The sequence below is a fragment of the Anabaena sp. TISTR 8404 genome, from assembly GCF_056847745.1.
In genome coordinates this window covers 6249681-6275965 of the sequence record NZ_CP180578.1, presented here as the reverse complement: position 1 = coordinate 6275965, position 26285 = coordinate 6249681, and the positions used below count along the sequence as shown (strand labels likewise).

Annotated in this window: 23 protein-coding genes; 6 read left to right on the top strand and 17 right to left on the bottom strand. The window is 43.0% G+C overall.

Annotated features, from left to right (window positions below; translation table 11 throughout):
• Window positions 1–2 precede the first annotated feature (2 nt).
• The 4 genes from ACMX3D_RS27135 to tig all read right to left on the bottom strand — a co-directional run bounded on the left by ACMX3D_RS27135 (window position 3) and on the right by tig (window position 4841).
• Window positions 3–923: an alpha/beta fold hydrolase gene (locus tag ACMX3D_RS27135; RefSeq protein ID WP_482748877.1), complete on the bottom strand. Its 921-nt coding sequence runs from the start codon at window positions 921–923 to the stop codon at window positions 3–5.
• Window positions 924–1000: 77 nt separating this feature from the next.
• A complete protein-coding gene (gene clpX / locus ACMX3D_RS27130) occupies window positions 1001–2341 on the bottom strand; it encodes an ATP-dependent protease ATP-binding subunit ClpX (protein WP_482748875.1) in 1341 nt (446 codons plus the stop codon).
• Between the two features lie 9 nt (window positions 2342–2350).
• Entirely contained in the window at window positions 2351–3049 is a 699-nt protein-coding gene (gene clpP, locus ACMX3D_RS27125) for an ATP-dependent Clp endopeptidase proteolytic subunit ClpP (protein ID WP_482748874.1), read from the bottom strand.
• Window positions 3050–3419: 370 nt separating this feature from the next.
• A complete protein-coding gene (gene tig, locus ACMX3D_RS27120; protein ID WP_482748873.1) occupies window positions 3420–4841 on the bottom strand; it encodes a trigger factor in 1422 nt (473 codons plus the stop codon).
• A gap of 808 nt (window positions 4842–5649) precedes the next feature.
• On the opposite strand from tig, the gene ACMX3D_RS27115 reads away from it, so the two are divergent.
• From ACMX3D_RS27115 to ACMX3D_RS27105, 3 genes are all read left to right on the top strand, one after another.
• Window positions 5650–6693, top strand: coding sequence for an aspartate-semialdehyde dehydrogenase (locus ACMX3D_RS27115; protein WP_482748872.1), 1044 nt, complete (start codon window positions 5650–5652; stop codon window positions 6691–6693).
• Between the two features lie 141 nt (window positions 6694–6834).
• Entirely contained in the window at window positions 6835–7719 is an 885-nt protein-coding gene (gene dapA / locus ACMX3D_RS27110) for a 4-hydroxy-tetrahydrodipicolinate synthase (protein WP_482748871.1), read from the top strand.
• A gap of 259 nt (window positions 7720–7978) precedes the next feature.
• Window positions 7979–9754 carry a ribonuclease J gene (locus ACMX3D_RS27105; protein ID WP_482748870.1) on the top strand — a complete coding sequence of 592 codons (1776 nt, stop codon included), beginning with the start codon at window positions 7979–7981 and terminating at the stop codon, window positions 9752–9754.
• Between the two features lie 32 nt (window positions 9755–9786).
• On the opposite strand, the gene ACMX3D_RS27100 is transcribed toward ACMX3D_RS27105, so the two are convergent.
• The 4 genes from ACMX3D_RS27100 to ACMX3D_RS27085 form a co-directional block, all read right to left on the bottom strand.
• The gene (locus ACMX3D_RS27100; protein ID WP_482748869.1) at window positions 9787–9987 is read right to left on the bottom strand and encodes a hypothetical protein; all 201 of its coding nucleotides are present in this window, start codon (window positions 9985–9987) and stop codon (window positions 9787–9789) included.
• A gap of 51 nt (window positions 9988–10038) precedes the next feature.
• Window positions 10039–11553, bottom strand: coding sequence for a peptidoglycan-binding domain-containing protein (locus tag ACMX3D_RS27095; RefSeq protein ID WP_482748868.1), 1515 nt, complete (start codon window positions 11551–11553; stop codon window positions 10039–10041).
• Window positions 11554–11923: 370 nt separating this feature from the next.
• Window positions 11924–12412 carry an SH3 domain-containing protein gene (locus tag ACMX3D_RS27090; RefSeq protein ID WP_482748867.1) on the bottom strand — a complete coding sequence of 163 codons (489 nt, stop codon included), beginning with the start codon at window positions 12410–12412 and terminating at the stop codon, window positions 11924–11926.
• Between the two features lie 152 nt (window positions 12413–12564).
• On the bottom strand, window positions 12565–14079 hold the full coding sequence (locus tag ACMX3D_RS27085; protein WP_482748866.1) for an AAA family ATPase: 1515 nt from the start codon (window positions 14077–14079) through the stop codon (window positions 12565–12567).
• Window positions 14080–14416: 337 nt separating this feature from the next.
• Between ACMX3D_RS27085 and def the strand changes: the two genes are divergently transcribed.
• The 3 genes from def (at window position 14417) to ACMX3D_RS27070 (ending at window position 15592) form a co-directional block, all read left to right on the top strand.
• Window positions 14417–14980 carry a peptide deformylase gene (gene def / locus ACMX3D_RS27080; protein ID WP_482748865.1) on the top strand — a complete coding sequence of 188 codons (564 nt, stop codon included), beginning with the start codon at window positions 14417–14419 and terminating at the stop codon, window positions 14978–14980.
• Window positions 14981–14990: 10 nt separating this feature from the next.
• Entirely contained in the window at window positions 14991–15194 is a 204-nt protein-coding gene (locus ACMX3D_RS27075; RefSeq protein ID WP_190687843.1) for a hypothetical protein, read from the top strand.
• 197 nt (window positions 15195–15391) lie between these two features.
• On the top strand, window positions 15392–15592 hold the full coding sequence (locus ACMX3D_RS27070) for a hypothetical protein (protein ID WP_482748864.1): 201 nt from the start codon (window positions 15392–15394) through the stop codon (window positions 15590–15592).
• A 463-nt stretch (window positions 15593–16055) separates the two neighbouring features.
• Here ACMX3D_RS27070 and ltrA read toward each other — a convergent pair whose 3' ends face one another.
• From ltrA to ACMX3D_RS27025, 9 genes are all read right to left on the bottom strand, one after another.
• A complete protein-coding gene (gene ltrA / locus ACMX3D_RS27065) occupies window positions 16056–17885 on the bottom strand; it encodes a group II intron reverse transcriptase/maturase (RefSeq protein ID WP_482748863.1) in 1830 nt (609 codons plus the stop codon).
• A gap of 636 nt (window positions 17886–18521) precedes the next feature.
• The gene (locus ACMX3D_RS27060) at window positions 18522–20153 is read right to left on the bottom strand and encodes a mucoidy inhibitor MuiA family protein (protein WP_482748862.1); all 1632 of its coding nucleotides are present in this window, start codon (window positions 20151–20153) and stop codon (window positions 18522–18524) included.
• 104 nt (window positions 20154–20257) lie between these two features.
• Window positions 20258–21187: a LysR substrate-binding domain-containing protein gene (locus ACMX3D_RS27055; RefSeq protein ID WP_482748861.1), complete on the bottom strand. Its 930-nt coding sequence runs from the start codon at window positions 21185–21187 to the stop codon at window positions 20258–20260.
• A 275-nt stretch (window positions 21188–21462) separates the two neighbouring features.
• Window positions 21463–22257 carry a beta-carboxysome assembly protein CcmO gene (gene ccmO, locus ACMX3D_RS27050; protein ID WP_482748860.1) on the bottom strand — a complete coding sequence of 265 codons (795 nt, stop codon included), beginning with the start codon at window positions 22255–22257 and terminating at the stop codon, window positions 21463–21465.
• Between the two features lie 185 nt (window positions 22258–22442).
• A complete protein-coding gene (gene ccmN / locus ACMX3D_RS27045) occupies window positions 22443–23186 on the bottom strand; it encodes a beta-carboxysome scaffolding protein CcmN (RefSeq protein ID WP_482748859.1) in 744 nt (247 codons plus the stop codon).
• 195 nt (window positions 23187–23381) lie between these two features.
• On the bottom strand, window positions 23382–25064 hold the full coding sequence (gene ccmM, locus ACMX3D_RS27040) for a beta-carboxysome scaffolding protein CcmM (RefSeq protein ID WP_482748858.1): 1683 nt from the start codon (window positions 25062–25064) through the stop codon (window positions 23382–23384).
• Window positions 25065–25208: 144 nt separating this feature from the next.
• On the bottom strand, window positions 25209–25511 hold the full coding sequence (gene ccmL / locus ACMX3D_RS27035; RefSeq protein ID WP_482748857.1) for a beta-carboxysome shell vertex protein CcmL: 303 nt from the start codon (window positions 25509–25511) through the stop codon (window positions 25209–25211).
• A 6-nt stretch (window positions 25512–25517) separates the two neighbouring features.
• A complete protein-coding gene (locus tag ACMX3D_RS27030) occupies window positions 25518–25865 on the bottom strand; it encodes a carbon dioxide-concentrating mechanism protein CcmK (RefSeq protein ID WP_015111750.1) in 348 nt (115 codons plus the stop codon).
• A gap of 88 nt (window positions 25866–25953) precedes the next feature.
• Window positions 25954–26262: a carbon dioxide-concentrating mechanism protein CcmK gene (locus tag ACMX3D_RS27025; RefSeq protein ID WP_010995042.1), complete on the bottom strand. Its 309-nt coding sequence runs from the start codon at window positions 26260–26262 to the stop codon at window positions 25954–25956.
• Between the last annotated feature and the right edge of the window lie 23 nt (window positions 26263–26285).

Sequence of the window (26285 nt, the reverse complement as noted above, 5' to 3'; positions counted from 1 at the left end):
AATCAACTCACTTGCGCTTCTAGTGCAGTCACCTCTAAAAACTCTCGCACTCGTCGCAAATAAGTCGGCGCATCTTCCAACATTGGGAAATGTGCTGTATCAGGAATCAACACAAACTCAACTTTGTCATTCAATGCTGCGGCTTGTCTTCCCATCGCTGCTGGAATAATCTGGTCGTATTCGCCAGCCACTAGCAGAGTCGGGACAGTTAACTTAGCAAATTCTTGCGGCATTAATTCAGATTGTGCCTTGCTAACTGAAGTAAAAATTGTACCTAAAGCAGCATCATAATCTGCTTCTAAAAAATCTTGTAAAAAAGCCTGACGTTCCGCTTTGGGAATGGAGCGATGTAGGAATCTCGCCATAAACATCCGATCAACAAATGGGATTTTACCTAACCACTTGGGACGGAATTTAACTACGTACCCACCAAATTTATGAAAGGCTGTAAAAGCTTTCTCGTCGTATTCAAAAATCCCACTACAAGTTAAAATCCCTCGTTCTACCTTTTGGGGATAGCGATTGAAAAATAAAGTTGCAACAGACGCACCCATTGAATGAGCTTGAATGTAAACACGCCCAAGCTGCAACTCATCTAAAAGCACTGCCAAATCATCAGCATATTCTGTCAACTCATAAGTTAACTCTTGAATTGCGGCTGATGTTTCTTGACTTGACTCGGATGTTGCAACAGACTCACTGGCTTGGATGGTATTTGGTTTCCCACCTGAACGCCCAAACCCGCGCATATCATAGAGTAAGCAATCAAATTGGTCTGATAAAGCATTCGCAGTACTTTTCCAGTACCTAGCTGAACCAGCCCAACCGTGAACAAACACCATTACGGGTTTGGTTGCAGAAGCAGATGATTGTTTCACCCACTCGTAGTAATGTTCAACACCACGAACATTAATGTAAGCCATGAGTCAATAGTCCATAGTCAATAGTCCATAGCCAAAAGTCAAAAGCCTATTGACAATTGACTTTTGACTTTTGACTCTTACGCTGATTCTGGTTTGGGTAGTGAGGATGGATGCACTATGAGTTCGGCAGTAGAGCGTTTTTCTACCATTTCCCGTGTAACTGTGCAGCGAGTTACGTCTTTACGAGATGGTAACTCGTACATCACATCTAGCATGAGTTCCTCTACAATGCCTCGCAATGCTCTTGCACCAGTTTTACGGCGGTAGGCTTCTTGCGCGATCGCTCTTAAGGCATCTTGTTTAAAATCTATTTGGACGTTATCCATCTTCAGCAGTTTTTGGTACTGTTTCACCAAAGCACTGCGTGGTTGGGTAAGAATCGCCATTAGCGCTTCTTCATCCAGAGGATCTACCACTGCTACCATTGGTATCCGCCCAATAAACTCTGGAATCATGCCAAATTTTACCAAATCATCAGGTTCCAGATTGTGCAGAACATCTGCGGCTCGTTTTTCTTTTGATTGGCCTTCTCCAGGCTGTACAAAACCGATTGACTTTTTCCCGGCTCTTTGTTCTACAACCTTTTCTAAGCCAACAAAAGCACCGCCACAGATAAATAGAATATTACTGGTATCGATTTGGATACAGTCTTGATACGGATGTTTACGTCCCCCTTGGGGTGGTACGTTGGCGATCGTGCCTTCCAGCATTTTCAGTAAAGCTTGCTGCACGCCTTCGCCAGAGACATCCCGTGTAATTGATGGATTTTCGCTTTTGCGGGCAATTTTGTCAATCTCGTCGATGTAGATAATTCCTCGTTGCGCTTCTTCTACATCTAAATCTGCCACTTGCAACAGTCGCAGCAAGATATTTTCTACGTCTTCGCCGACATAGCCTGCTTCTGTTAATGTGGTGGCATCAGCAACCGCAAAAGGTACATCTAAAATTTTCGCTAGAGTTTGCGCTAATAGCGTTTTGCCGCAACCAGTCGGGCCAATTAACAAAATGTTAGATTTTTGCAGTTCTACCGAGTCATCTACCCCGTTTTTACCACTGCCTTTAGACTGTAAGATTGCCAGCCGCTTGTAATGGTTGTAAACTGCGACTGATAAAACTTTTTTTGCTTCGTCTTGGCCAATGACGTGTTCGTCTAAATACTTTTTAATCTCTCTGGGTTTGGGTATTTGATTGAAAGAGATATTAGCAGAACGATTCCGACGTTTTTGAGGTGCTTCAGACTTTGGTGCTGGTTGCGACGCTACACCGTTGGTGTCCAGTAACTCCTCATCTAGTATTTCATTACACAAGTCAACGCATTCGTCGCAGATGTAAACTCCCGGCCCTGCGATCAACTTACGTACCTGTTCTTGAGACTTGCCACAAAACGAACATTTTAAATGGGAGTCGTACTTAGACATACCAGCCTCTTATTTCAGAATTGTGACGTTTTCCCCTGCTGTGGGAATATTTTGTCGGGAGATGACCTGATCAATCAAACCGTAGTTTTTAGCTTCTTCTGCCGACATAAAAAAGTCGCGGTCTGTGTCTGCTTCGATTCTCTCTAGAGGTTGACCAGTATGATGAGCCAATAACTGATTCAACTGCGCTTTGATATAAAGAATCTCTCTGGCTTGGATTTCTATATCAATAGCTTGACCTTGAGCGCCACCCAGTGGTTGGTGGATCATAATTCGAGAATCAGGTAAAGACATCCGCTTACCTGCAGTTCCTGCGGCTAACAAAAATGCCCCCATGCTTGCGGCTAATCCAAAACAGATCGTAACAACATCGGGACGGATTTGTTGGATTGTATCATAAATTGCCATTCCTGCGTAGACGGAGCCGCCAGGCGAATTAATGTACAGTTGAATGTCTTTTTCTGGATCTTCAGAATCTAAGAACAGCAACTGCGCCACAATTGAGTTGGCAACGGTGTCATCAATGGCAGTTCCCAAAAATATAATCCGCTCGCGTAGGAGGCGGGAGTAGATGTCAAACGCTCTTTCTCCCATACCGGACTGTTCTACCACAGTTGGCACAATGCTGTTGGGGCCATTCATGTGGGAGTTAATAGCTAGGTGGCTGGAACTAATGATGGGGTAATTTCCCGACTGCGATAAAAGCATAGGAGAACATCTGACAATTAGTAGGACTTAGTTTACAGCAGCGATCGCTGCTTTTTTAACGGATGAGATTTTTATTTGAGCTATGTGTTAACCATTATGCCTCATCCAGATTTTTCTCGTGTAACACAGTATCAAGCTCAGGTATTTACAGATATAGGTTTTTGTCTATATATTCCAGCAATATTAAGCCTCCATTAAATCTTGACGACTGAGTGCTGAGTAATAATTTTTCATACTCAAACCAGATACTTACTACCCTAGCCTACTCTACGATTAGCTGTCTTGCGATCGCCCAAAAGTAGAGATAGCCGAAGGGGAGTGCTGAGTGCTGAGTGTATATTCTCCCCCTGCACCCTGCACCCCTGCACCCTTAGCCTTCTGCTTCCGATTCTGCCTTAGCTTCGCTGCTACTTGCCTCAGTCTCAGGTGCAGTTGCTTCTGCTGTTTCTTCTTTGGCGCTTAAAGTTCCTTCTGGTACTAGTTCAACGGTTGAGTTGTCTAAGAGCCAATTGATAATTTTTTCGCTCAACAGTTCGTTTTCCACCATCGAACTGAGCCTTTCTTCGTCAATATCTTCCTCAGAATATTGCTGCAAAAGTTCTGCGACTCTGGCTTGCAGTTCTTCTGGTGTGACTGTAAGCGACTCACGTTTGCCGATTTCTCGCAAGGATAGAGAACGTTGGAGACGTTCAATGGCCTCAGGGCGCGATCGCTCCCGTAATTGCGGAATAATATCTTGAGTAAACAGCTTTCTCACATCCAACCCCTGCTGTGCCAAGCGCATAGCTGTTTGTGTTAGCATCGCGTCTACTTCTTGGTCAATTAAAGTACCTGGCAAGTCAATTTCTATATGCTTGAGCAGTTCAGCCAGTAGCGCTTCTTGCTTGTTTGTTTTAGTTTTGTCCTCAGCTTCTTTTTGATACCGCTCTTCTAAAGATTTACGTAGTTCTTCTAAGGTTTCAAAGTCGCTGACTTCTTGGGCAAAATCATCGTCCAATTCTGGCAGTTCTTTTTCCTTCAGTTCTTTGAGAGTAACGGTAAAAATTGCTGGCTTACCTGCTAACTCTTGGTTAACGTAAGGATCTGGGAATTGCGCTGAAATTTCCTTGGTTTCGCCAGGATTCATCCCCAATATGCCCGTAACAAAACCGGGGATAAATTTATCTTCCTGTAACTCCACTTGAAAATCAGAAGCATCGCCGCCTGGAATTGGAGTTGGTTCTGTATCGGGGTCTTCGCCTTCAGCTTTGGCTATCACCCCTTGAAAATCTACAACAGCGACATCACCGATTTGGGCTGCTCTTCCTTCTACAGGAATCAAAGTTGCCATTTGTTGGCGTTCTTTTTCGAGAACATTATCTACCTGTGCTGGGTCATACTTAACTTCCTCAGCTTGGGCTTGCAAACCAGTGTACTGCTTGAGATTGACTTCTGGTTCGACATCAACAGCAGCAGAGAATGTCAGGGGTTTCCCTGGCTCATAATTATTGATCAAATCATCAAATGAAGAACGCAATTGCGGTTGACCAATCGCTTGGATGTCTTCTTGTTTGACTGCTTGCTGTATCCCATCTTGAATTAATTCTTCTAGGGCTGCTGCCTTAATGCGAGTTATTCCTAAGCGCTGAAGCAATATTTGCCGAGGCACTTTACCTTTACGAAACCCAGGAATATTTACAGTACTGGATAAGTTTTTAATAACTTGCTCGTAGGTTTGCTGAGTGATTTCTGGTGTAATCTCTATTTCTAGCCCTATTTGGCTGGCGGGAAGTTTCTCCTGGGTAACTTTCATGCTGCGTCTCTATTTGGTATTTTTAACTCCAAGTACATACACACAAACTGCGATTGAACGCTTCTGTGGTTTGATATCTCTAGGTTGGAATGGCAGGTGCCTTCAGTAGATATCCAGTTTACTGCCAATGGCAAAGGACTTGACACTTTACCACAATAATATTTATCTATACACCCTCTAAACTGAACTTAAAGATGTGATTCTCACGTCTGTAAAGATTTCTGATGCTCAAAAAATCAGTTAATCTTTAGTTGGTTGGGAATTTTTCACCCCTCATCTACTGTTGGAGGTAGATTTTCAGATTACAGGGCTGACACTGTGATATCCTGTGGTTCAACCCGCAACTGTAGCATTGTTTTTGATGTTTGTTTGCTTGACAATCCTAAGTCTAACTATGTGCTAAGCATATAGCTTGGTGGTTGGCTGTACTGGCTGAAGCTCATCTCGAATCATAGTACATTGATCGCTTGTCTAAGTCCAACTTACTGTTAAGGCAAAATGTTTGTTAACTGGAAGAATTTTCCAGAATAATGGATGGTTGAGCGGCAAGTGCTGGCAATTTTTCCTTGAGCAGTAATTTGTTGTAGAATAATATATACTTTTTTTATTGGTGGGAAATTTACTGGGTAATTATAAAAAATTGTAAAGGTATTAATTATTTATTAAGTTATGTAACCCAAAAAATAACCTACTGTGATCAAAAAGCAGGAAGAAATAAAGAATTATTCAAAATCTGTGACTGTCAGTTAAATAAATTAAAATTTCAAAACATTACTTATCACTTCTTATATTCAAGGAGAAAGTTCATTTGTCTAAAACATATCGTGTAGCTATTTTGGGTGCGACTGGCGCTGTAGGTACAGAATTGCTGGAATTATTAGAAAGCCGAAATTTTCCGATTGCGGAATTAAAATTACTGGCATCTGAGCGCAGTGTAGGGCGATCGCTAACGTTTAAAGGAGAGAATTTAGTAGTAGAACCAGTCAGCGATCGCGCCTTTGAAAATGTAGATTTGGTATTAGCTAGTGCAGGTGGTTCCACATCGAAAAAATGGGCACCAATTGCAGTCCAAAAAGGTGCAGTCGTTATTGATAACTCCAGCGCCTTTCGGATGAATCCAGAAGTTCCTTTAGTCGTACCAGAAGTTAATCCCCAAGCCGCAGCTTCTCATCAAGGCATAATTGCCAATCCCAACTGCACGACAATTTTGATGACAGTGGCAATCTGGCCATTACATCAAGTAAAACCCATACAACGAATTGTTGCCGCCACCTACCAATCAGCTAGTGGTGCTGGTGCGAAAGCAATGGCAGAAGTCAAAACCCAAGCAAGTGCCATTCTGCAAGGGCAAGAACCAGTCGCCGAAGTATTACCTTACCCATTGGCATTTAATTTATTTCCCCATAACACCCCCATCAACGATTTTGGGTACTGTGAGGAAGAAATGAAAATGGTGAATGAAACTCGGAAAATTTTTGGCACGCAACAAATCAGGATTACTGCAACATGTGTACGGGTTCCCGTACTACGCGCCCATTCCGAAGCAATTAACCTAGAATTTGAGACTCCATTTAGTCCAGATACCGCCAGAGAAATTTTAAGTCACTCCCCTGGAGTGAAATTGGTAGAAGATTGGCGGGCAAATCATTTTCCGATGCCAATAGAAGCCACTGGTCGGGATGAAGTTTTAGTGGGTAGAATTCGTCAGGATCTTTCTCATCCCTGCGGTTTGGAACTATGGCTTTGTGGTGATCAAATTCGCAAGGGTGCAGCGTTGAATGCAGTGCAGATTGCTGAATTATTAGTGGAAAAAAATCTACTCAAGTCAGCAACAGCATACGTTTCTCAGTAGTTTTGTGTCATCAGTCACAATATAGATGACAAAAAATAAATGAGTGCATCACTCTTGAAAGTAATTGGCGAATAAGCTATTACATTATAGAAAACCACCAAGATACAAAAAACCAAGCAGGTAATCAGGAGTAAAAAGAGGGTGGGAGATTTTGGCAGAGTTTTAACCGCTATGATCACGCCGTTCAAAGCAGACGGTAGTGTTAACTATGGTGTAGCGGCAGAACTAGCAGCGCATCTAGCTAACAACGGCACGGACACATTGGTGGTATGCGGTACAACAGGAGAATCCCCTACCCTAACTTGGGAGGAGGAATATCAGCTATTTGTGGAAGTATTGCAGGCCGTGTCCGGCAAAGCCAAAGTGATAGCAGGATGTGGTTCTAATTCCACCAAAGAAGCGATCGCAGCTACCCAAAAGGCGGCTAAAATAGGAGTACATGGTACATTACAAGTTGTCCCCTATTACAATAAACCGCCACAAGCTGGTCTATATCAACATTTTCAGGCAATTGCCAAAGCTTGCCCCGATATTCCACTGTTGTTATACAACATTCCTGGACGCACCGGTCAAAATCTCAGTGCTGAAACAGTTGCCAAATTAGCTGAAATTGATAACATTGTTGGAATAAAAGAAGCCAGTGGTAATTTAGATCAGGCAAGTGAAATCCGTCGCTTGACATCACAAGAATTTCAGATTTACGCTGGAGATGATTCCCTAACCTTGCCCTTGTTAGCGCTGGGGGCAACAGGAGTCGTCAGTGTAGCTTCTCATCTGGTAGGCAACCAAATACAGCAGATGATTCAAGCTTTTAGTGCGGGAAAAATTGCAGAAGCCAAAGACATTCATCTTCAACTCTTCCCGTTGTTTAAAGCTTTATTTATAACTACAAATCCCATTCCCATTAAACAAGCACTCAAACTTCAAGGTTGGGAGGTTGGTTCAACACGTCCGCCGCTATGTGAGGCTGACTCAGAAGTTAGCCAAAAATTAGCAGCGGTGCTGCAAAAACTAAATTTAATTTAGGCAGTAATGGTTGGTAAATTGCCACAAATGTATATGAATAATTGACAGATTGTGAGGATGCACATTATATAGGTGTGCTACCACTGCTGAAAAATATTTACGATGATTCATTCAGTGTAAATTTCGATTTTATTGAACAAACAGTTGAAAATCTAAATGAAATTTGACTGCTTTCTGACAGAAAGCCAGTGTTGTCTTTAATACATGCTTGCTAACCTTCAATTTATTAACACTAAACAACAATTTAACTAAGGAGAAAATGGCTAAAAACGAAGCTAACTCCGCCCTAAAAATTATTCCTTTGGGCGGTTTACATGAAATTGGCAAAAATACCTGCGTTTTTGAATACGATGATGAAATTATCTTATTAGATGCAGGCTTAGCCTTCCCTACAGAAGCTATGCACGGTGTGAACATTGTTCTTCCTGATACAACTTATCTCAGGGAAAACAGGGATAAAATCAAAGGAATGATTGTCACCCACGGTCATGAAGATCATATTGGGGGCATTGCTTTTCACCTGAAGCAATTTGAAATTCCAGTGATTTATGGGCCAAGACTAGCAATGGCCATGCTAGAAGGTAAATTAGAAGAAGCAGGAGTACGCGATCGCACAGAGTTGCGTTCAGTTCTACCGCGTGATGTAGTTAGGATTGGCAAACATTTCTTTGTCGAGTACATCCGCAACACCCATTCAATTGCTGATAGTTTCACGGTCGCTATTCATACTCCCCTGGGTGTCGTGATTCACACAGGGGACTTTAAATTCGACCACACCCCAGTCGATGGGGAAAAATTTGACTTGCAACGCTTAGCAGAACATGGTGAAAAAGGCGTGCTTTGCTTGTTGAGTGATTCCACCAACTCAGAAGTGCCAGGTTTCACTCCTTCGGAACGTTCTGTATATCCCAATTTGGATCGAGTTTTTAGTCAAGCTACTGGGCGGTTGTTTGTCACAACCTTCGCCTCGTCTGTGCATCGCATCAATATGATTTTGCAACTAGCACAGAAACATAACCGCGTGGTGACAGTTGTCGGGCGTTCGATGCTAAATTTGATTGCCCATGCCCGGAATCTGGGTTATGTCAAATGTGAAGATAACTTACTGCAACCACTACACATGGTTCGCAGCCTTCCAGACGAAAACGTGCTGATTCTCACCACAGGTTCTCAAGGTGAGACAATGGCAGCGATGACCCGCATTGCTAATAAAGAACATCCCCACATCAAAATCCGTGAAGGAGACACCGTTGTCTTCTCCGCCAACCCAATCCCTGGCAATACAATCGCGGTTGTAAATACCATCGATAAATTGATGCTTCAGGGTGCCAAGGTTGTCTATGGACGAGATAAGGGAATTCACGTTTCCGGCCACGGCTGTCAAGAAGACCAAAAGCTGATGATTGCTTTAACTCGTCCCAAATTCTTCTTGCCAGTTCACGGTGAACATCGGATGTTAGTCAAACACGCCGAAACTGCCCAAAGTATGGGTATCCCTGCCGAAAACATGGTAATTATCCAGAATGGCGATGTTATAGAACTAACGGAAAATTCCATCCGTGCGGCTGGTAAAGTGCAGTCTGGTATTGAATTGGTGGATACTTCCAGTTCAGGTATGGTGAGTGCCAAAGTTCTGCAAGAACGACAACGTATGGCAGAAGAAGGTATTGTCACCATTGCAGCTGCGATTGATTGGGCTGGTAAACTGATGGCCAAGCCAGAAATTCATCTGCGAGGTGTTGTTACCAGTGTAGAGCGATCGCTCTTGCAAAAATGGGTACAGCAACGCATTGAAGAAATCCTCAGCGTGCGTTGGTCAGAATTTGCATCTTTAGAAGGTGAGCAACCAGAGGTAGACTGGGGTGGATTGCAAGGAACGTTAGAGCGAGAATTAGCGCGTTCGATTCGCCGGGAATTGCAATGTCAACCAACGGTGACTTTGTTAATGCAAATTCCTGATGAACCAGAACAACCTGTGAAAGTTGCCGATGGTAGAAGGCGACGCACTCGGACAGCAGCACAAGTCGCATCGTAGTTTTCAAATAGAGACGTTGCGCTGCAACGTCTCTACAAAATTAATGGTCTAATTAGCTGATATAACAAAACAATCACAATTGGGACAATAATCGGGATAGTTACTAGCAGTCCCCATTTGTCAAAGCGAATTTTTTGTCCTTCTGACTTGAACAACGCAATGACAGCAAAAACTCCCATCGCTACCCAAATAAAGCCAAAGACAATAAAAATAATAAATGCTGAGTCTGGCATTATTTTGCTTTGTGTTTAATATAGCAATTTAGTCTCTAGGCTACCTAAATACTAAAGAAATTGCACTCTGGCATTTAAGCCTTTGGAGCGTAACATTTTTGTGAGATTTTCGGCAACAGCGCGATCGCTAAATGCCCCAGCATTCACATAATTCCCTGTCATAGACATATCTGGAAAAGCATTGGGAACAAAGCGCCGCACTTTGTCGAGGGTATCGCTATTTTGCATCGGCACTGCTGCTACATAATAACGATTACTCACAGGACGATTCAACGCCACAGAATTATCAAAGCCTAATACTTGCCAAGTTTGTCCATCCACCTTTCCAGTGGGATTTAATCGATAATCTTTTTGAAATTCCACTAAAGCAGCCTTGGTATATTCACCAAAAATCCCATCCAAAGAGCGATTAAAGTAACCTAATTCAGATAAACGCTCTTGAACTTTCCTGACATTCTCTCCTCTCGCACCCATTGAGAGAACTACCCTAGTTGGTTGATTAGAATATCTAGCTACCCAGACTTGGCGGACTGCGTTCAAAAGTTGCGTATCAACAATTCCATCAGCCGGGAGTTGATTGTCTCGCTGAAATTGTACAACTGCATCTCGTGTGAGTGCGCCAACAGTACCAGTAGGAGTGCCATTATAGTATCCTAAATCACGCAACAGTTGTTGCACATCTCTGACTTGTTGAGCCGAGGCATTAGTTCTATCTGGAATTTGAGCAGTATTCAATAATGCATCCCAAGTTTGGGCATTAGCAACCCCAGTTGCTGGTATGCCAGCTTTGCGCTGAAATGCAATAACTGCATTTTTGGTAACACTTCTAAAATTTCCGGTGGGATTCATCTTAAAATAGCCCAAATCCCGTAAACGTTGTTGTAGTCTTGTTACAGCTGGGCCATTGCTACCTTCTGCAAGGATGGGATATTCACCACCCACACTCAAATTACTTTGTAGGGCTTGTGCAGTTCTACTGTCAAAAACTCCGTTAGCAGGAATTCGCGAAGCTTGCTGAAATCGGATGAGCGCCTGACGAGTTTGTGAGCCAAAATAGCCCGTCTTGGGGCCGTTAAAATAGCCTAACTGTCGCAAATTTTGTTGTAACTGGGCAACTGCTTGACCACTACTGCCGACTCGCAATTGATTATTAATACTGCCACTAGAAGTTCCACTTTGGCATGATTGTTGCAAAGCTTTCTGGGTGTTAACACCAACAATTCCATCAACAGCTAGTCCTCTAGCTTTTTGAAAACCAATGACTGCTCTTTGAGTTAAACTTGCAAACCTACCAGTCACTGGGCCATTAAAATAGCCTAAATTTTTTAAGCACTTTTGAATATTTGTGACTTCTGTTCCTTGACTACCTACTTGCTGGAGCGCGAAAGTTTGGTCAGCTACGTTCAAAATTCCTATAGTTAGTGCTACAGATAAAAGGCGCATCGCAGCTAGGCTAGACAGTTTCGGCCACTGCAAAAATTTGAACTCAAATTTTATTGGCACAACCTCGATGTTTTCAGATGCTTCGTAGGCTGAAGCGACATGAAGATAACCAATGGCTTCCATGATTTTTTCCCAAGTTTTTGGCGGATGACAATTCCCTGAGTCAAAGAGTTTTTAGGCTCAGCTTTTATCTACTGTTATGAGGGGTGGTATTGATTTACATCACATCGAGCAAATAGTTTTCCGGCAGAAGCGTAAGATTTTTATCTTAATTAATTCACTCTGATTAACTTAAAATTATGAATTTTTTAATTTAATTAAATTAAATAGGATATATAAAATATACCAGATACTCTGGGTAACAAATGTGACTTTTACTAAAAAAGTATGAAGTCTCAAGGATGAAAAATAAAACAAGCAAAAAATAATTTTTTTGATACCTATGCCCAGGCAGGGTAGATAGTTTTATCCTTTATCCTTAATACTTCATACTTTAGTTGACACGTTCAATATTGCCTACTTTTACCCAACCTTCTTGTTCGCCACCTTCTACGCGGATTTTGACCCAAGTTTTATCTGGGTTTTCTTCTAAAACGATGATTTTTTGATTGAAAGTAACTCCGCCTACCTTTTCAGCATCCTGGCTTGGTTGTGCGCGTAAACTCAACCCTTCAGACCAAGTAACGCGTCCTTGATAAGCTCCTGGTGGCAATTCTTTAGCAGAATTTGTGGGAGTTGGCGTTGGCGTTGGTGTTGGAGAACTTTCCGGCTCAGGTTTAGTTGTAAGTGCAGGTGCAGATTCGTCTTTAGCTTCTTTGGTGGTTTGGTTTTTCGACGAAGGGTTATCGTTGGCAAAAATAGGTTTAGCAGGTGGTATGGCAGTTCGATTCACGAAATAAAGCGCCACTGTTAGACCTGTACCTAATAAAACAGCGATCGCTAAGATAAAACCTAGTATTAACTTTAGTAAACCAGAAAGCATAGTTAAATTAATAGTCAGTAGTCAATAGTCAATGGTCAACGGTCAATGGTCAATAGTCAATAGTGAAGTGTGAAGTATGAAGTATGAAAATTAATACTTCATACTTCGTTGATTTTAGTCAAAGAACTATTGACTTTTAACCTGTTCCCTGTTTACTGCAATTGTCGCTGAATACGGTCACTCAAAGGGCTGTGTTTTGAGGCTAGACGCGCTCTCCCAGCCGCAGCCCATTCTTGCAGTTTTTGAATTTGTTCCACAGCAGTTCGTGCCAAAGGGATGATTTGACTGGCGGCTTCTAAAATATCGTCAGTATTAAAATCACGGTTTTGACTAAATCCGATGTGCATGGCTTCAATCAGAGTTTGCTCAATCTCCGCCCCAGAAAAATCGGGTGTTTCGTAGGCTAATCTATCAATGTCATAGGTTTTCAAGTTATGGGGGCGTAATCGGGATAAATGGACGTTAAAAATTGCTTTTCTTTCTTCTTGGGTAGGTAAACCAACAAAGAAAATTTCATCAAATCGCCCTTTTCGCAGCATTTCTGGAGGTAGGGCTTGAATGTCGTTAGCTGTAGCAACAACAAATACAGGTGAGGTTTTTTCGGCTAACCAGGTAATAAAAGTCCCAAACACCCGGCTAGTTGTTCCCGCGTCACCTTTGCTACCTAGCCCGGAAAATGCTTTGTCTATTTCATCAATCCACAATACGCAGGGGGCGAGGGCTTCTGCTACCTGAATCATTTGGCGTGTGCGCGATTCCGATTCACCTACCAAACCGCCAAATAAGCGCCCTACATCTAAGCGTAGCAGTGGTAAATGCCAATGATGAGCGATCGCTTTTGCTGTTAATGATTTTCCCGTTCCTTGAATTCCTACCAACAATAAGCCACGAGGATGGGGTAAGCCATACTGACGCGCTCTTTCGGTAAATGAACCACCACGCCGTAATAGCCAATCTTTCAAGTTATCTAAACCACCAATGTCAGAAATTTGCTCAGTGGCTGGGTAAAAATCGAGAATTTGAGTTTGGCGGATAGTTTGGCGCTTTTCTTCTAAGACTAAATCTACGTCTTCTGGTTGTAATTCGCCATGAGTGGCGATCGCTCTGGCTAAAACTCGCCGAATCCGTTCCATTGAAAGCCCTTGACAGGAACGCACTAAATCATCTAAAACCTTGCCAGAAAGCGAGTTACCAGTGGCTTGCAGTAAACGTTCTATCTCGGTTTTAATTTCTGGTGCGGACGGTAAAGGAAACTCTACAACTGTTAAAACTTCGGTTAAATCGTCAGGAATGGCGATGCGAGGGGATAGTAAAACAATATTTTTCGGCTGCGATTTGAGGAGTCGGGCAAAATTGCGGAGTTTACGTGCGATCGCCACATCATCTAAAAAGCGATGGTAGTCTCGTAAAATCAGAACTGCGGGTGCTGAGGCTGGTAATTTCTCCAGAAATTCCAACGCTTGCAAAGGATTGCGTCGTCCAAATCCGGCATCATTGGGATTACCTTGGTAGCCATCAACAAAATCCCAAGTATAAACTGGGCGATTACCTTGATTAGCTGCTTCTTCCCGGATGGCTGTTTCTACCCGCTCCTCTTCATAGGTGGGAATGTAAATTAAAGGGTAACGGGCGCGTAGCAGCAATTTAAACTCTTCACGGAAGTTCATATATAGCTGTTAGTGGTTAGTTGCTCTTGATGGCAATGTACAACTTTCTTTAACCAATGAGCTATGAGTTCTGCCAAGCCGTTGTAGAGTTTTTTAACGCGGAGGTACTCAGAGGTAAGCGCAGCGAAAAGTTGAGCCAGTGCGTTGGGCGGGTTCCCCGACTTGAAGCAACTGGCGTTGCGTGGGGGGGTTCCCCCCGTTGAGCAAACTTTTCAAGACAAAGGTACGCTAAAGAATTCAATAGATGAGAGTGTTGCAAAGGAAAAACATGATACCTAACTGAGATTGATAGAATTAAAGTAGTAGGAATTTGCACAATTGAGCCATTAAAATAATCATGCCCTCTGAAATTGCTGTTGAGAAAAAAAAGTTAAAAAATCCGCCGTTGAAGCTGCATTACCTGGGCGATCGCGCATTGCGTCAACCTGCAAAACGCATCACAAAAATTGATGACGAACTGCGTCAACTGGTACGTGAAATGTTGCAAACAATGTACAGCAGTGATGGCATTGGTTTGGCTGCGCCCCAGGTAGGAATTAATAAACAACTAATTGTCATCGACTGCGAACCAGATAACCCAGCAAATCCGCCACTGGTATTAATTAATCCGGTCATTAAACAGGTAAGCAAAGAAATCTGCGTTGCTCAAGAAGGATGTTTGAGCATTCCTAACGTTTACATGGATGTGAAGCGTCCGGAAGTGGTGGAAGTTGCTTATAAAGATGAATATGGTCGTCCCAAAATATTAAAAGCTGGCGACCTTCTCGGACGCTGCATTCAACACGAGATGGATCACCTCAACGGTGTGGTATTCGTAGACCGTGTAGAGAATTCCTTGACTTTGGCACAGGAGTTATCTAAAAATGGCTTCTCGTATCAAGCGGTGAAACCAGTAGCATAGGGGGCTAGTAGTGTATTTAACTCCAAAAAGCGGTTTGTTTCTGGCTGGGTCTTGTATAACAGCGATCGCCGCCGTCGGTTCGGTGTTTGAACTCAGCTATGGACAACCAGATTTAGGCTTTCAAACCACTGCGATTATCTTAGGATTAAGTATTCCTCTAACAGGATTATTTTTTATTGCCGCAGTGAGGGATGCAAGGGCTAACATTAAATAAGCATCAGGTATATGAAAAGGTAAAAGGATGACAAAAACCAAAGTTCACCCTTTTACCTTTTATTTTTCTGGATAGCAGTTCCCTAGCCTCATTCTCCTGTTCTCAACTTCGGTAACTCAGCACTCAATTCTTTTCCAGAGAGCAGGTAAAATTTATCTTGTGGGTAGGAAAACGCCCTAATTTGAGAGGAATCGACTGTGGAGCAGAAAATTAACTGCGCGGAAGCCTGCGTTAAAGGTTGCGTTTTGGGGGATAAATGCCCCAACATCGAGTTTAGAGAAGCCGCCTCACAATTCATTAAAGAGACTTCTTTAGACGAAATGCTGGCCATTGCTGAAGAACGTTTGCGTAAAAAAATGATGGAACCACCAAAATGGGTGCTACCTGAAGATTTGTAGCTGCTAAATAGCGTCTGGATCGATATTTATAGCAATAGCCAAGACAGTTAGAACATCAGCAAATGATAAAACGTAGACAGAAAAAGACTTTTAACCCTGTCACCTGTGACCTGTCCCCTGCTATAGTTCTCGCAGTTTTGCAGCTAGGCGATCGCTGCATTGTTTTTCTTAGAAGAAATCGGTGCTATAATTCATTCTTACTACTCTAGGAGAAAGCTTGAAATAGCTCTGTTATATTTGTTTTCAGAGCAGCGAACGCTTCTTCTAAAGTTTCACAAGGCTCTGTATTAATTAGGTGTGCATCACCTAAATCAGCACTTGACCATAGATACCATAGCGTTTCATAGCAATTTCGTCTAATTACTTATCTTAACGCTCAGAAAACCCTCTACACCTTTGCGTCTCTGCGTGAGCTTTCATAATAACTTTTTTGCCGAAAGGTCAATATCTATATATCATTAAACTAAGCAACACCCTCACGAGTGGTACTCGTCTCCAGAACCGGACATGAGACTTTCATCTCATCCGGCTCCTCAGAAAACATACCCTTGTCATGGGAGCTACTCAGACTACCATCTTTGGCGGTCTTTTGGTCGTGGCAATGTCTATGCAATGCTTGAATATTATCGAACTTTCTTTTCCCGCCTAAACTGGTTGGTATAATGTGGTCAATTTCAATTTGGTCTTCTAGTGTAAAAGTTAGACCGCAATAAGCACATTTACCTTTTTGCTTGTGAAGGGTTTTTGCAAGTAAAGAAGGAATTTCTTTGCTCTTTCCAGTTCTTGTTCCCCAGTAGACGAAATCACCGTTGAATGGTGAAGCATCGCCTTTAACCTTAGTGTGGCGGACGATTTTTCTCCATGTATGCTTTGAAAGGATATATCTTTCTTCTGTGTCTGGGTTATTGTAGGCAAATACCCAGTTATCGCCATTTAGGGTTATCCAGTATTTGTCAACTACCCATTTAGCACCTTTGTTAGGGTGTCTGTATCTTGCCCATGATGTTAATTTGGTATAAATCATGTGATTTAAGTCACGAAAAGCATCAGTGGAGCAAGTGGATGAGTAGTAGTTTGCCCAACCTTGAATAATGGGGTTGAGTTTCTGGATAAGCACCTTTTGCGGTGCTGCCTTATGGGAGTTGATGATTTTAGATATAACCTGATAGTGACGCTGTAATGCTTTCTTGCTGGGTTGGATGATTGTCTGGAATCCCAAAATTTCACCTGACCTTGGTGCTTTTGCGCTCATCCCATCATTGACCGGGAATTGTCGAATATTAAAACCTAAGAAGTCAAATCCAGGGTGTTTCCCATCATATTCTTCAAAGGTGTGACAAATTCTGGTCTTGCTTGGCTTGAGTTCCAATCCGATGTCTTTTAAGAAACCTTCGATTACAGCTTTTGCCCCTAATACAACATTGATGTCTTTGTGGATAATCACAAAGTCGTCGGCGTAACGAATTAAACTGAGGGCATTACGGTTTTGCTTTCTCCCATGATTCCTGTTAGTAGGTAGGGTGTTGGCATATTCCTTAATTGCCTCTTCCATACCGTGGAGTGCGATATTTGCCAGTAGCGGAGAGATGACCCCACCCTGTGGTGTACCCATTTCAGTCGGGAACATATCGCGTTCATCCATAAATCCTGCTTTTAACCAGTTGCGGATTAACCGTCTCATGGATGGGTATGTGTTTAATTTGTCCAGTAGCTTTCGATGGTCAATATTGTCAAAACATTTGGATATATCGGCATCTAACACGTACTTAGCTTTACAGTGTATTGCTAAGTATATTGCTTCGATGGCATCGTGTACCGCCCTTCCTGGCCTGAACCCGTAACTGTTCGGCTCGAATTTTGCTTCCCATTCTGGCTCTAGGGCTAACTTGGCTAGTGCCTGTAATGCTCTATCTGCCATTGTGGGAATTCCCAAGGGTCGCTTTTCGTCTGTTCCTGGCTTAGGAATCCAGATTCTACGGGTTGGTTTTACCTTAAGCGCATTCCCTAGATTTCTAGCTAGTGCCAGACGTTGAGTGTATCCTAGTGATTTTACTCCGTCTACCCCTGCTGTATTCTTACCCTTATTGTCTTGGGTTACTGTTCGCGTTGCTAGTAGCTTGGCGTACCAGGATTTCATCAAGGTTTTCTGGAGTCGTCGCATTGCTTTGACATCCCCACGTTGAGCAGCTTTATGTATGCGCTTTTGCAACTTAAACACCATTCTCTGGATTTTCTTCCAGTTGATGTTGTTCCATACCACCGTAGTCTTAAAACTCGTTTTAGTCCTCTTCATTGCTACTTGTACCTACATATATCTGTTTTCCGTGAGTCCGTCAGCATATCCTACGCATTACCGCAGGCGTTAGCTTCTGACTCAATCTCGCCACACAGTTCATCCGGTTAGCACCTACTCAGGTATCGACCTGCCTGAGAGAATCTATGTGGTTACTTCGTTCCTGATAGTCATTGGTTGAGAGTTTAGGTTTCTACTGTTCACCGGGGCTATGAGTGGTGCAGACCGAACGGATGCGATTCCGGTCACTCTACCCTTGCCTTTTGGCACAGCCTATTAGTCCACTAGGCTGTTTTGTATGATCACGATGATTCAGACGTAGATTCGCTTTCGCTAACCATGTTCTCCTGCTAGTTGGAGTCGAAGCCTGGACTGGCTTTTTACCACCGTTCATTCCCGCTTCACGGATTGATGACTAGTCGCTACCGTGGGGAACGTGCTTTCACCCTTGCACTGAGGGGGTTGGACTTCATCGAGTTTAATTATGTCTTTTGGGTTAACCATTGGATTTTTCTATAGATTTACCCTTTGTTAATTTCGATGTCACCAACATGACTATCAAGTTGTCAAGGCTCTTACCTTTTGGGTAGATTTACCTTGCGGCTAATCCTCCAAAACCCTTATCAGGCTTGGTTTCTAGCCAACGAATCGCACCAATCCAACCACTGTTAACTCAGGCGGATGCTCAATTGTAAATTGATAATATATCTCTCGTCGCTCTTGAGGTAAAGTGCTTAACTCCCATTCTAAAATTCCCATTTCTCCAAGTTGAATTTGCGGTTGAATGCGAGTGAGCCGAACTTTAATATGCTCGTTGCGGCTAACAGGTAATTGATCAGTAATTTTTAAATTAGCTTCTTGATTGAGTAAGTTGGTAATTGTTAACCGATAAGCGTAAGTAGTTCGACGTTGATTCACAATCATCTTTTTATCTACTAGACGCTCAACTAAACTACGTTCAATTTTTAAATTTTCATCAATTCCTAAGTTCAAAATAAACTCTTGTCCAGGGGCAATATTTTCTAATTTAGTTACACCAACAAAAACATGATCTCGAAAAATATTAGCTTTACCTGGCAATAAAGTTGCGCCATCAGAACTGTTTTTTACATGAGCTTGCAAATAAGCAAAACTAACCAGGCGCGGCATCGCCACATAATCAAATATACAGGGATAATCGTCATTAAAAATTGTAGTTTTATGGGGTGCGCCATCACTGGGGATTTTCCCTTTACCCTGGAGTTTAAACGTAACTACACTTCCTTCTTTGGAAACTGTTGCTCCCACATTTTCAGATGGAATCAGAGCATCAGTTGCTGATTCCTCTTGCTCTTGAGGAAAAATTGTCTCAGCCTCAGCAGGTGCAGCCGCTATGGTGGGTAGTGATGGACGAGGTAATGCTCGTTGCGCTATGCGTGGACGTAGGGTGTCAATATACCAAGGTTCTAGTTTGGGTGGGAGTGTCCCCAGTCCTGGTTTAGCGGTTGAGAGGGTAAGTGCTATATCTTGCCAATCTTCGCCAGTATTTTGGGTGACTTCTGCAAGGTAGCTTAAATGTACTGTCTGATTGGTACTATCTACCCGCAAGTCATAAAGCGGAGTCCAACTGGCACGATTGACTATGTAGGATACTTCTAGCTCAAACTCGCCTTCTCCAGCAACTTCTACACGAACAACCAAGTTAAAACTTTCTTGAGGATGAGGTGTTTGAATGTTGTGCAATGTGGCGCGGAGTGTGTGCAGTTGCTTGTCTAATTCTTGCTGTTGACTGTGACAATCTCCAGATGCGATCGCATATTCACTATACTGGCTGCCCAAAAAGTTCAAAAAATCTAATGTCTCGCTGAGGCTGAGATTTTTGCGTGACAAACTTTGAGCAAATGGTTCTTCTGTCTTTTCTCGTAAACCTTCAATAAATCTCGTCTGTAATGCTAAGGCATCGATTTGTGCTTGCAAATTGCGTTTTTCGGCTTCTATTTGTTGAATTTGACGTGTTAACTGTGTTACTCGTTCGGCAACAGGTTCAGTGGTGTAAATGCGATCGCTGCTAACTCCCAGCAAACGTACTCCTACCGTACCTGTACCGCTTACCCTCACAGAATCAGTTTCTAGAGTCACTGGCAGTGAAGTAATAACTAATTCCCGTTCTAACCCTGTCAACGAGACTACACCTCGTCTGGTAACTAAGGCTTGATCACTGTACACCGTTACAACTGCTACCTGGGTTTGTACTATTGTTCGCAAAGAAGGTATTTCCGGGTTCACCACTGCCAGTTTTCCCTTGTATCAAATGACTCTGCTGCTTAAGATGCGTTAATTCAGGTTCTACCTATCAAGCAAGTTGAACTCTAGGATAGTTCAGACATAGAAACTTACTCAACTGTACTGTAAACCAGAGATTCTTGATGCTCAACGAACTTTTTCGCTGCATCTAGTAAATACTCATAATAAGTACGAGCAACAATCGATAATTGTTTACCTGCTGGATAAACCATGTACCAAGAGCGTTTAATTGGGAAGTGCTGCACATCTAAAATACTGAATTCTGAGACATCTGAGAGTAAAGTATGACGAGACAAAACAGAAATTCCTAAACCACCTGCGATCGCTTGCTTAATTGCTTCATTGCTGCCTAGTTCCAGCTTAACTTTAACTTTGACCTCGTGTTCCTCTAACAAAGCCTGCACAGCACGACGAGTTCCTGAACCTGGTTCTCGCATAATAAAAGGTTCATCATTCAACCTGTGAATTGGAATATTTCTCTCTTTTGCTAGTGGATGATTAACAGGCGCAAAGACTACCAAAGGATTATCTAAAAATGGCTCACAATTTACATCCATGTGTTCTGGTACTTGACTCATAATATACAAGTCATCCTGATTGTTCGCCATCCGCTCAATAATTTTTTCGTGATTAGTTACTTGCAGCGAAATCTCAATTCCTGGGTAAAGCTGACAAAATGGCCCTAACAAACGCGGGATAAAATACTTTGCTGTCGTAATTACTGCCAAACGTAATTGTCCCTGTTTTAGCCCTTTCAAATCAGCAACTTTCATTTCAAACTGGGCTATTGTCTCAAAAATTTGCCGACAAGTAGCAAATAGTTCTCTGCCCGCTTCTGTCAAGTATAAACGTTTGCCCACCTGCTCAAATAAAGGCAACCCAACAGATTTTGTCAACTGCTTGATTTGCATCGAAACAGTAGGTTGGGTGAGAAATAATTCCTCAGCGGCACGGGTAAAGCTACCATGTCTTGCCGCCGCCTCGAACACCTTCAACTGGTGTAACGTTGCTTGGTTCAAGGGTAATTCTCCTCTAATAGCGATTCTCTAGATATAAAACTAGTATCACTGAACACCTGCAAATGTTGCTGTGTCGCTCATACAAAGTTATGAGTTTTAGTATAGATAAAAATCTATTTTCGCTATTAGAAGAAAGATATTTGATTTATAGTCCGTAAAAGTTATGATCAATACAACAAGCGAAGCGTAAGATGCCTTCCAGCCAAAGATGAATGCTGAATACTGAATGCTGATGAGAATTTTCCCACAATTCATCACTCACAATTCACAATTCATCATTCATCCTTCCATAATTCTTCAGTCACTTTTGCAGGTAACTTAGCTAAATCTGGCAACTGAAGTACTTCTAATTCTGCGACTTGCTCCTTAATATTAACTGGCATCTTTATTGGTTGCCGTTCTTCTATCCAACAACTTGCTACAGGCAAAGTTTGTTCTAATTCATCCAGTGGTCGAGGAATCACCATTACTGCATTTAATTCCCCAATGCGTTCTGCTTCATACATTCCAGCTTCCACTGCTACCGCGACATTAGCCACAGAGCCACGAATGATGGCTGTACATAAACCCGCACCAATTTTTTCATACGCTGCCAACTGTACATCAGCAGATTTCAGCATGGCATCGCAGGCTCCTACCATTGCCGGAAACCCTCTTGTTTCTACCAACCCAATAGCTAAGTTACTCAGACGGCTATAATTACCTTCCTCCATATATTTACTTAATCTATTAGTAATTGGTAGTACTACGTCCAGATTAGGAAAAGGTCGAGGAATCACCAAGCTTGAAACCAATTGACCAAACTGTTCAGCAGTTTGCACACCTGATTCCACTGCTAGACGTACATCAGCAATGCCACCCCGAATAATTGCCGTACAGTGACCACTACCAATTTTTTCATAGCCAACCAGGTGAACCCCGGCTGATTTCAACATCATGTCAGCAGTTCCAACTATTGCTGGAAAGCTGAGGGTAGATACCATGCCCAAGGCAGTGTCCTTGAGGTTATCTCTATCTCGCCGTCGCGATGCCCGAACAGTGCTAAGGGACTGTTGATTATATGTCTCCATGTGAATTCTCCAGGATACTCACAGCCAATAATGTAAATGCCCTTTTTACAGCTTTCCCAAAGGTCAGCTAAAGGTTAAAACTGAAAGGCTGAAGAATAAAGCATAAAGGATGAAATCAAGTTTTATCATCCTTCATAATTCATACTTCATACTTCATACTTTAGGGGACAACTTACAATTAACACTTATTCCGGCGGTTCGTCAGACTTAGGATTATTCAAGGATTGCCTATGGGGAAATAATGTTGTTAACAGCCTGTGAATACTGCCTTGTCCATAAATTTGAGTGCCAAAAATATCAGAGGACTCAGAGTTTTCAGCACTATGTTCTGATGCACTATCCGCAGTTGTGTCTTCCTCAGATGGGGGTGGTTGGGCAGATGGTGTGGGCGAAGGTTGAGGAACAGAAACAGAATGATGCTTTAACTCCAAGAAAGCAGAAGCTGAAAGATTTGTTGAGGAAATGGAAATTACTTTTTCTTCATTTCCTTCTAAATTATTGCCCTCTGCTGGTGGTTGTTGGGCATTCGTAGGAGGATTATTGGTGGGTGGTTCTTGTGGTTCGGCGAGACTAATTTGACGACTAGTATCTCCCAACACAGAGCTTGGTGGTACTACTGTTCCTGGTTCTACAGAACAATTAAATACTGTTGTTGCTGCACCAATACAAGCATTAGTACCAATTTTGCCTCCTCCCACCATCAAAAACCCAGCTCCTAGGTTAGCGCCTGCTTCTACTTCCAGGGTTCCTTCATTGACTTGGAGAATTGACCCCATCCCAATACAAACACCAGGGCCAATAATGATTTTGCTGTTGGTAGCCGCTTGGAGTATCACACCCGGCGCTAGTACTGCACTGGGATGAATAGTCACCTCGCCACTAATGTAAGGCTCAAAGTTATTGTGGAGGCGCAGTGGCGGCACAGACATGGAAAATTAAACCTCGGAAGATAGAAGTGCTGAGTGCTGAGGAGCCAGTGCGTTGCGAGGGTTCTCCGCGTTGTAGCAACTGGCGTTGCTGAGTGCTGAGTATAAATACAACATCTTCAGTTTAGAAATAAGATGGCTAGTTTACTAAACTGACTTGCCTTTAACTCAGCACTCAGCACTTTCAACTCAGCACTTCTATGGACGTTGAATAATTGTTTCTAAAACTCGACGCTTGGCTTTGGGGTCAATACCAATCAACCGCACGTATTCGCCTTCATATTCAGACAGGTATGCTTCTAAAGCTGCGATCGCATCTCTTTCCGATCTTGCCTCAATTTGTCCACAGCTTGTCCAAGAACCTGTACGGAAACGTCTTTGGTCTACGTGTTCCGCACTAATTTTATAACCGCCAGCCAGCAATTGCCGCAGTTGGTCTACAACTTCTGCACTCAAACGTTTGCTGCTTGCAGGTGCTGTTGCGGTTGCTGTAGGCGAACTAGAAATACTTGAGCTAGGGTAAGATTTTTGACCACCAGAAGCCGCAACTGGGCCATTAGGTCTTTGAATAATGCTTTCTAATACCCGACGTTTCGCTTTCGGGTCAATACCAATCAAGCGCACATATTCGCCTTGATGGCTGCTAATACATTCTTCTAACGCAGCCACAACATCATTAGTCGAATTAGCTTCTATCGGCTTACAGCTTGCCCAAGAACCTGTCCGGAAACGACGCTCATCTACGTGTTCCATCCCAATTTTGTAACCACCAGCCAACAGTTTGCGGATTTGTTCTATGGTTTCACCACTAATTGAACCAATACCCGCACCGTTACTATGACCATTACCATTACTATTGTAGCTGCTGTAGCTAGAAGCTCCTGTACTTGCAGGTGCTTTAAAGCTAGATGCGCCTTGAACTACGCCATCAGGACGTTGAATAATTGTTTCTAAGACCCGACGTTTACCTTTGGGGTCAATGCCAAATAAACGCACGTACTCACCACTATGTTCTGCCAGACAGCCTTCCAAAGCTGATAAAGCTTCATTGACAGATCTTGCTTCAATAGGCTGGCAGCTAGTCCAACAACCAGTACGGAAGCGTCTTTGGTCTACGTGTTCTGTACCAATCTTGTAGCCTTGCTCTAATAAATAGCGCACTTGATCTATTGTTTCTGCACCCAAGCTATTGCTTGCCACTTCACTACTCCTTTCCAACTCTAAAACAGTAACACCATTACTTGTATAAGATTTAGCTAATTCATCCCGGATAGGTGCAATACATTTACTATCAGCAGCACAGAGATAACCAGCACGTAGTGCTTGATTAATTCCCACTACATGATGAGCAAATTGCTGGTCTTGGTCTTGCACATCTGGCAGACGGTCAGCTTGTTGTTGGCTTGTAATTATCGCTCCCGAAGGTACATACTTACCTGGGGGAATTTCTACATCTTGAATTAAAGCGTGCATCATCACGATGCACCCCGCCCCCACTCTGGCATTAAATACTGTGGAGCGAAAACCAATAAAGCAATTATCCCCTACATAAGCCGGGCCATGAATCAGAGCCATGTGGGTAATGGAAGCGTTACTACCAATCCAAACCGAGTATTCATTGCCATCATCACCAACTACTCGGCCTTGCTCCAACCCGTGAATCACTACACCATCTTGGATGTTGGTATTTTCACCGATATAAAAAGGTGTACCTTCATCCGCTCTAATCGAAGTTCCTGGAGCGACGATTACATTTGCACCGACTCGCACATCTCCAATAACGTTAGAGAATGAGTGGACAAATGAGGTTTTGTGGATTTCTGGCTCAGCTAAAGTTCTTGACCACGGGGTTGGGGGTGCCGCCGTGCTGCTGACTGCCATCGCGAGATTCCTCCTGAATTAAGCTTTTTGTCAATGGTCAATAGCCCAGAGGAGCCAGTGCTGTGGGCGGCTTTGCCGACTCCCTCACTGGCGTTCAATAGTCCATAGTTGGCTGACTGTTGACTATTGACTCATAACTAATGACTATCTATATTGGTCTTTTTTACTGTAAATAAGGCGATCTTGAACATGAATAGTATCAATTATCGCCACCACTGCTGCATCCAAAGGGCGTTGTTCATTACCAAGGATTTGACGAGCGGCACTGCCACGACTGACCAGTACCCACTCATCTACTCCGGCTCCCACAGTATCTGCTGCTACCTCGTATTGTGGTAAGGTATTTCCTTCTTCATCCACTAATTGCAACATAAGTAGTTTCACACCTCTAAGACTTGGCTCTTTTTGGGTGCTAACTACTGTGCCACGTACTTTGGCAATTTGCATTATATGTTATGGTCTTCTGCCGCCGAAAGGTCGAATTGCATTCACATTTTCCCGGAATTGTTCTACGTCTTCTGTATAACGAATTGGCAGGACGTATTCTAAGTTTTCATGGGGACGCGCAATAATGTGTGTAGACAGCACTTGTCCACCATTGACTCGCTTCACTGATTCCACACCTGCTGCTACAGAAGCTTGCACTTCGGAAACATCACCTCGAACGATTACTGTCACCCGACCACTACCGATTTTTTCGTAACCTACTAAAGTTACACGCGCAGCTTTTACCATCGCGTCAGCAGCTTCTACTACTGCTGGAAAGCCAAGCGTTTCTACCATTCCCACTGCAATTGACATTAGCTCTAATCCCTAATTAAAGTTTCTTAAACAAACAAAAGCGTAGCCCAAGCAAGCAACCCCGTCAGTTACTTTGTATTATCAGCTTTTAAGTGCGAAACTGTTCCACAGCTTCTGTGTAACGAATCGGCAATACGTATTCCAGGTTTTCATGGGGACGCGCAATGATGTGAGTGGAGACCACTTCGCCACCATTTACTCTTCTGGCCGCTTCAATTCCAGCTGCGACTGAGGCTTGCACTTCGGAAACATCACCCCGCACAATTACGGTGACACGAGCGCTACCAATTTTTTCATATCCTACCAAAGTTACACGGGCGGCTTTCACCATCGCATCAGCAGCTTCTACTACTGCTGGAAAGCCCTTAGTCTCAATCATTCCAACTGCAATTGGCATCGCAGAAACTCCTAAAAATTTAA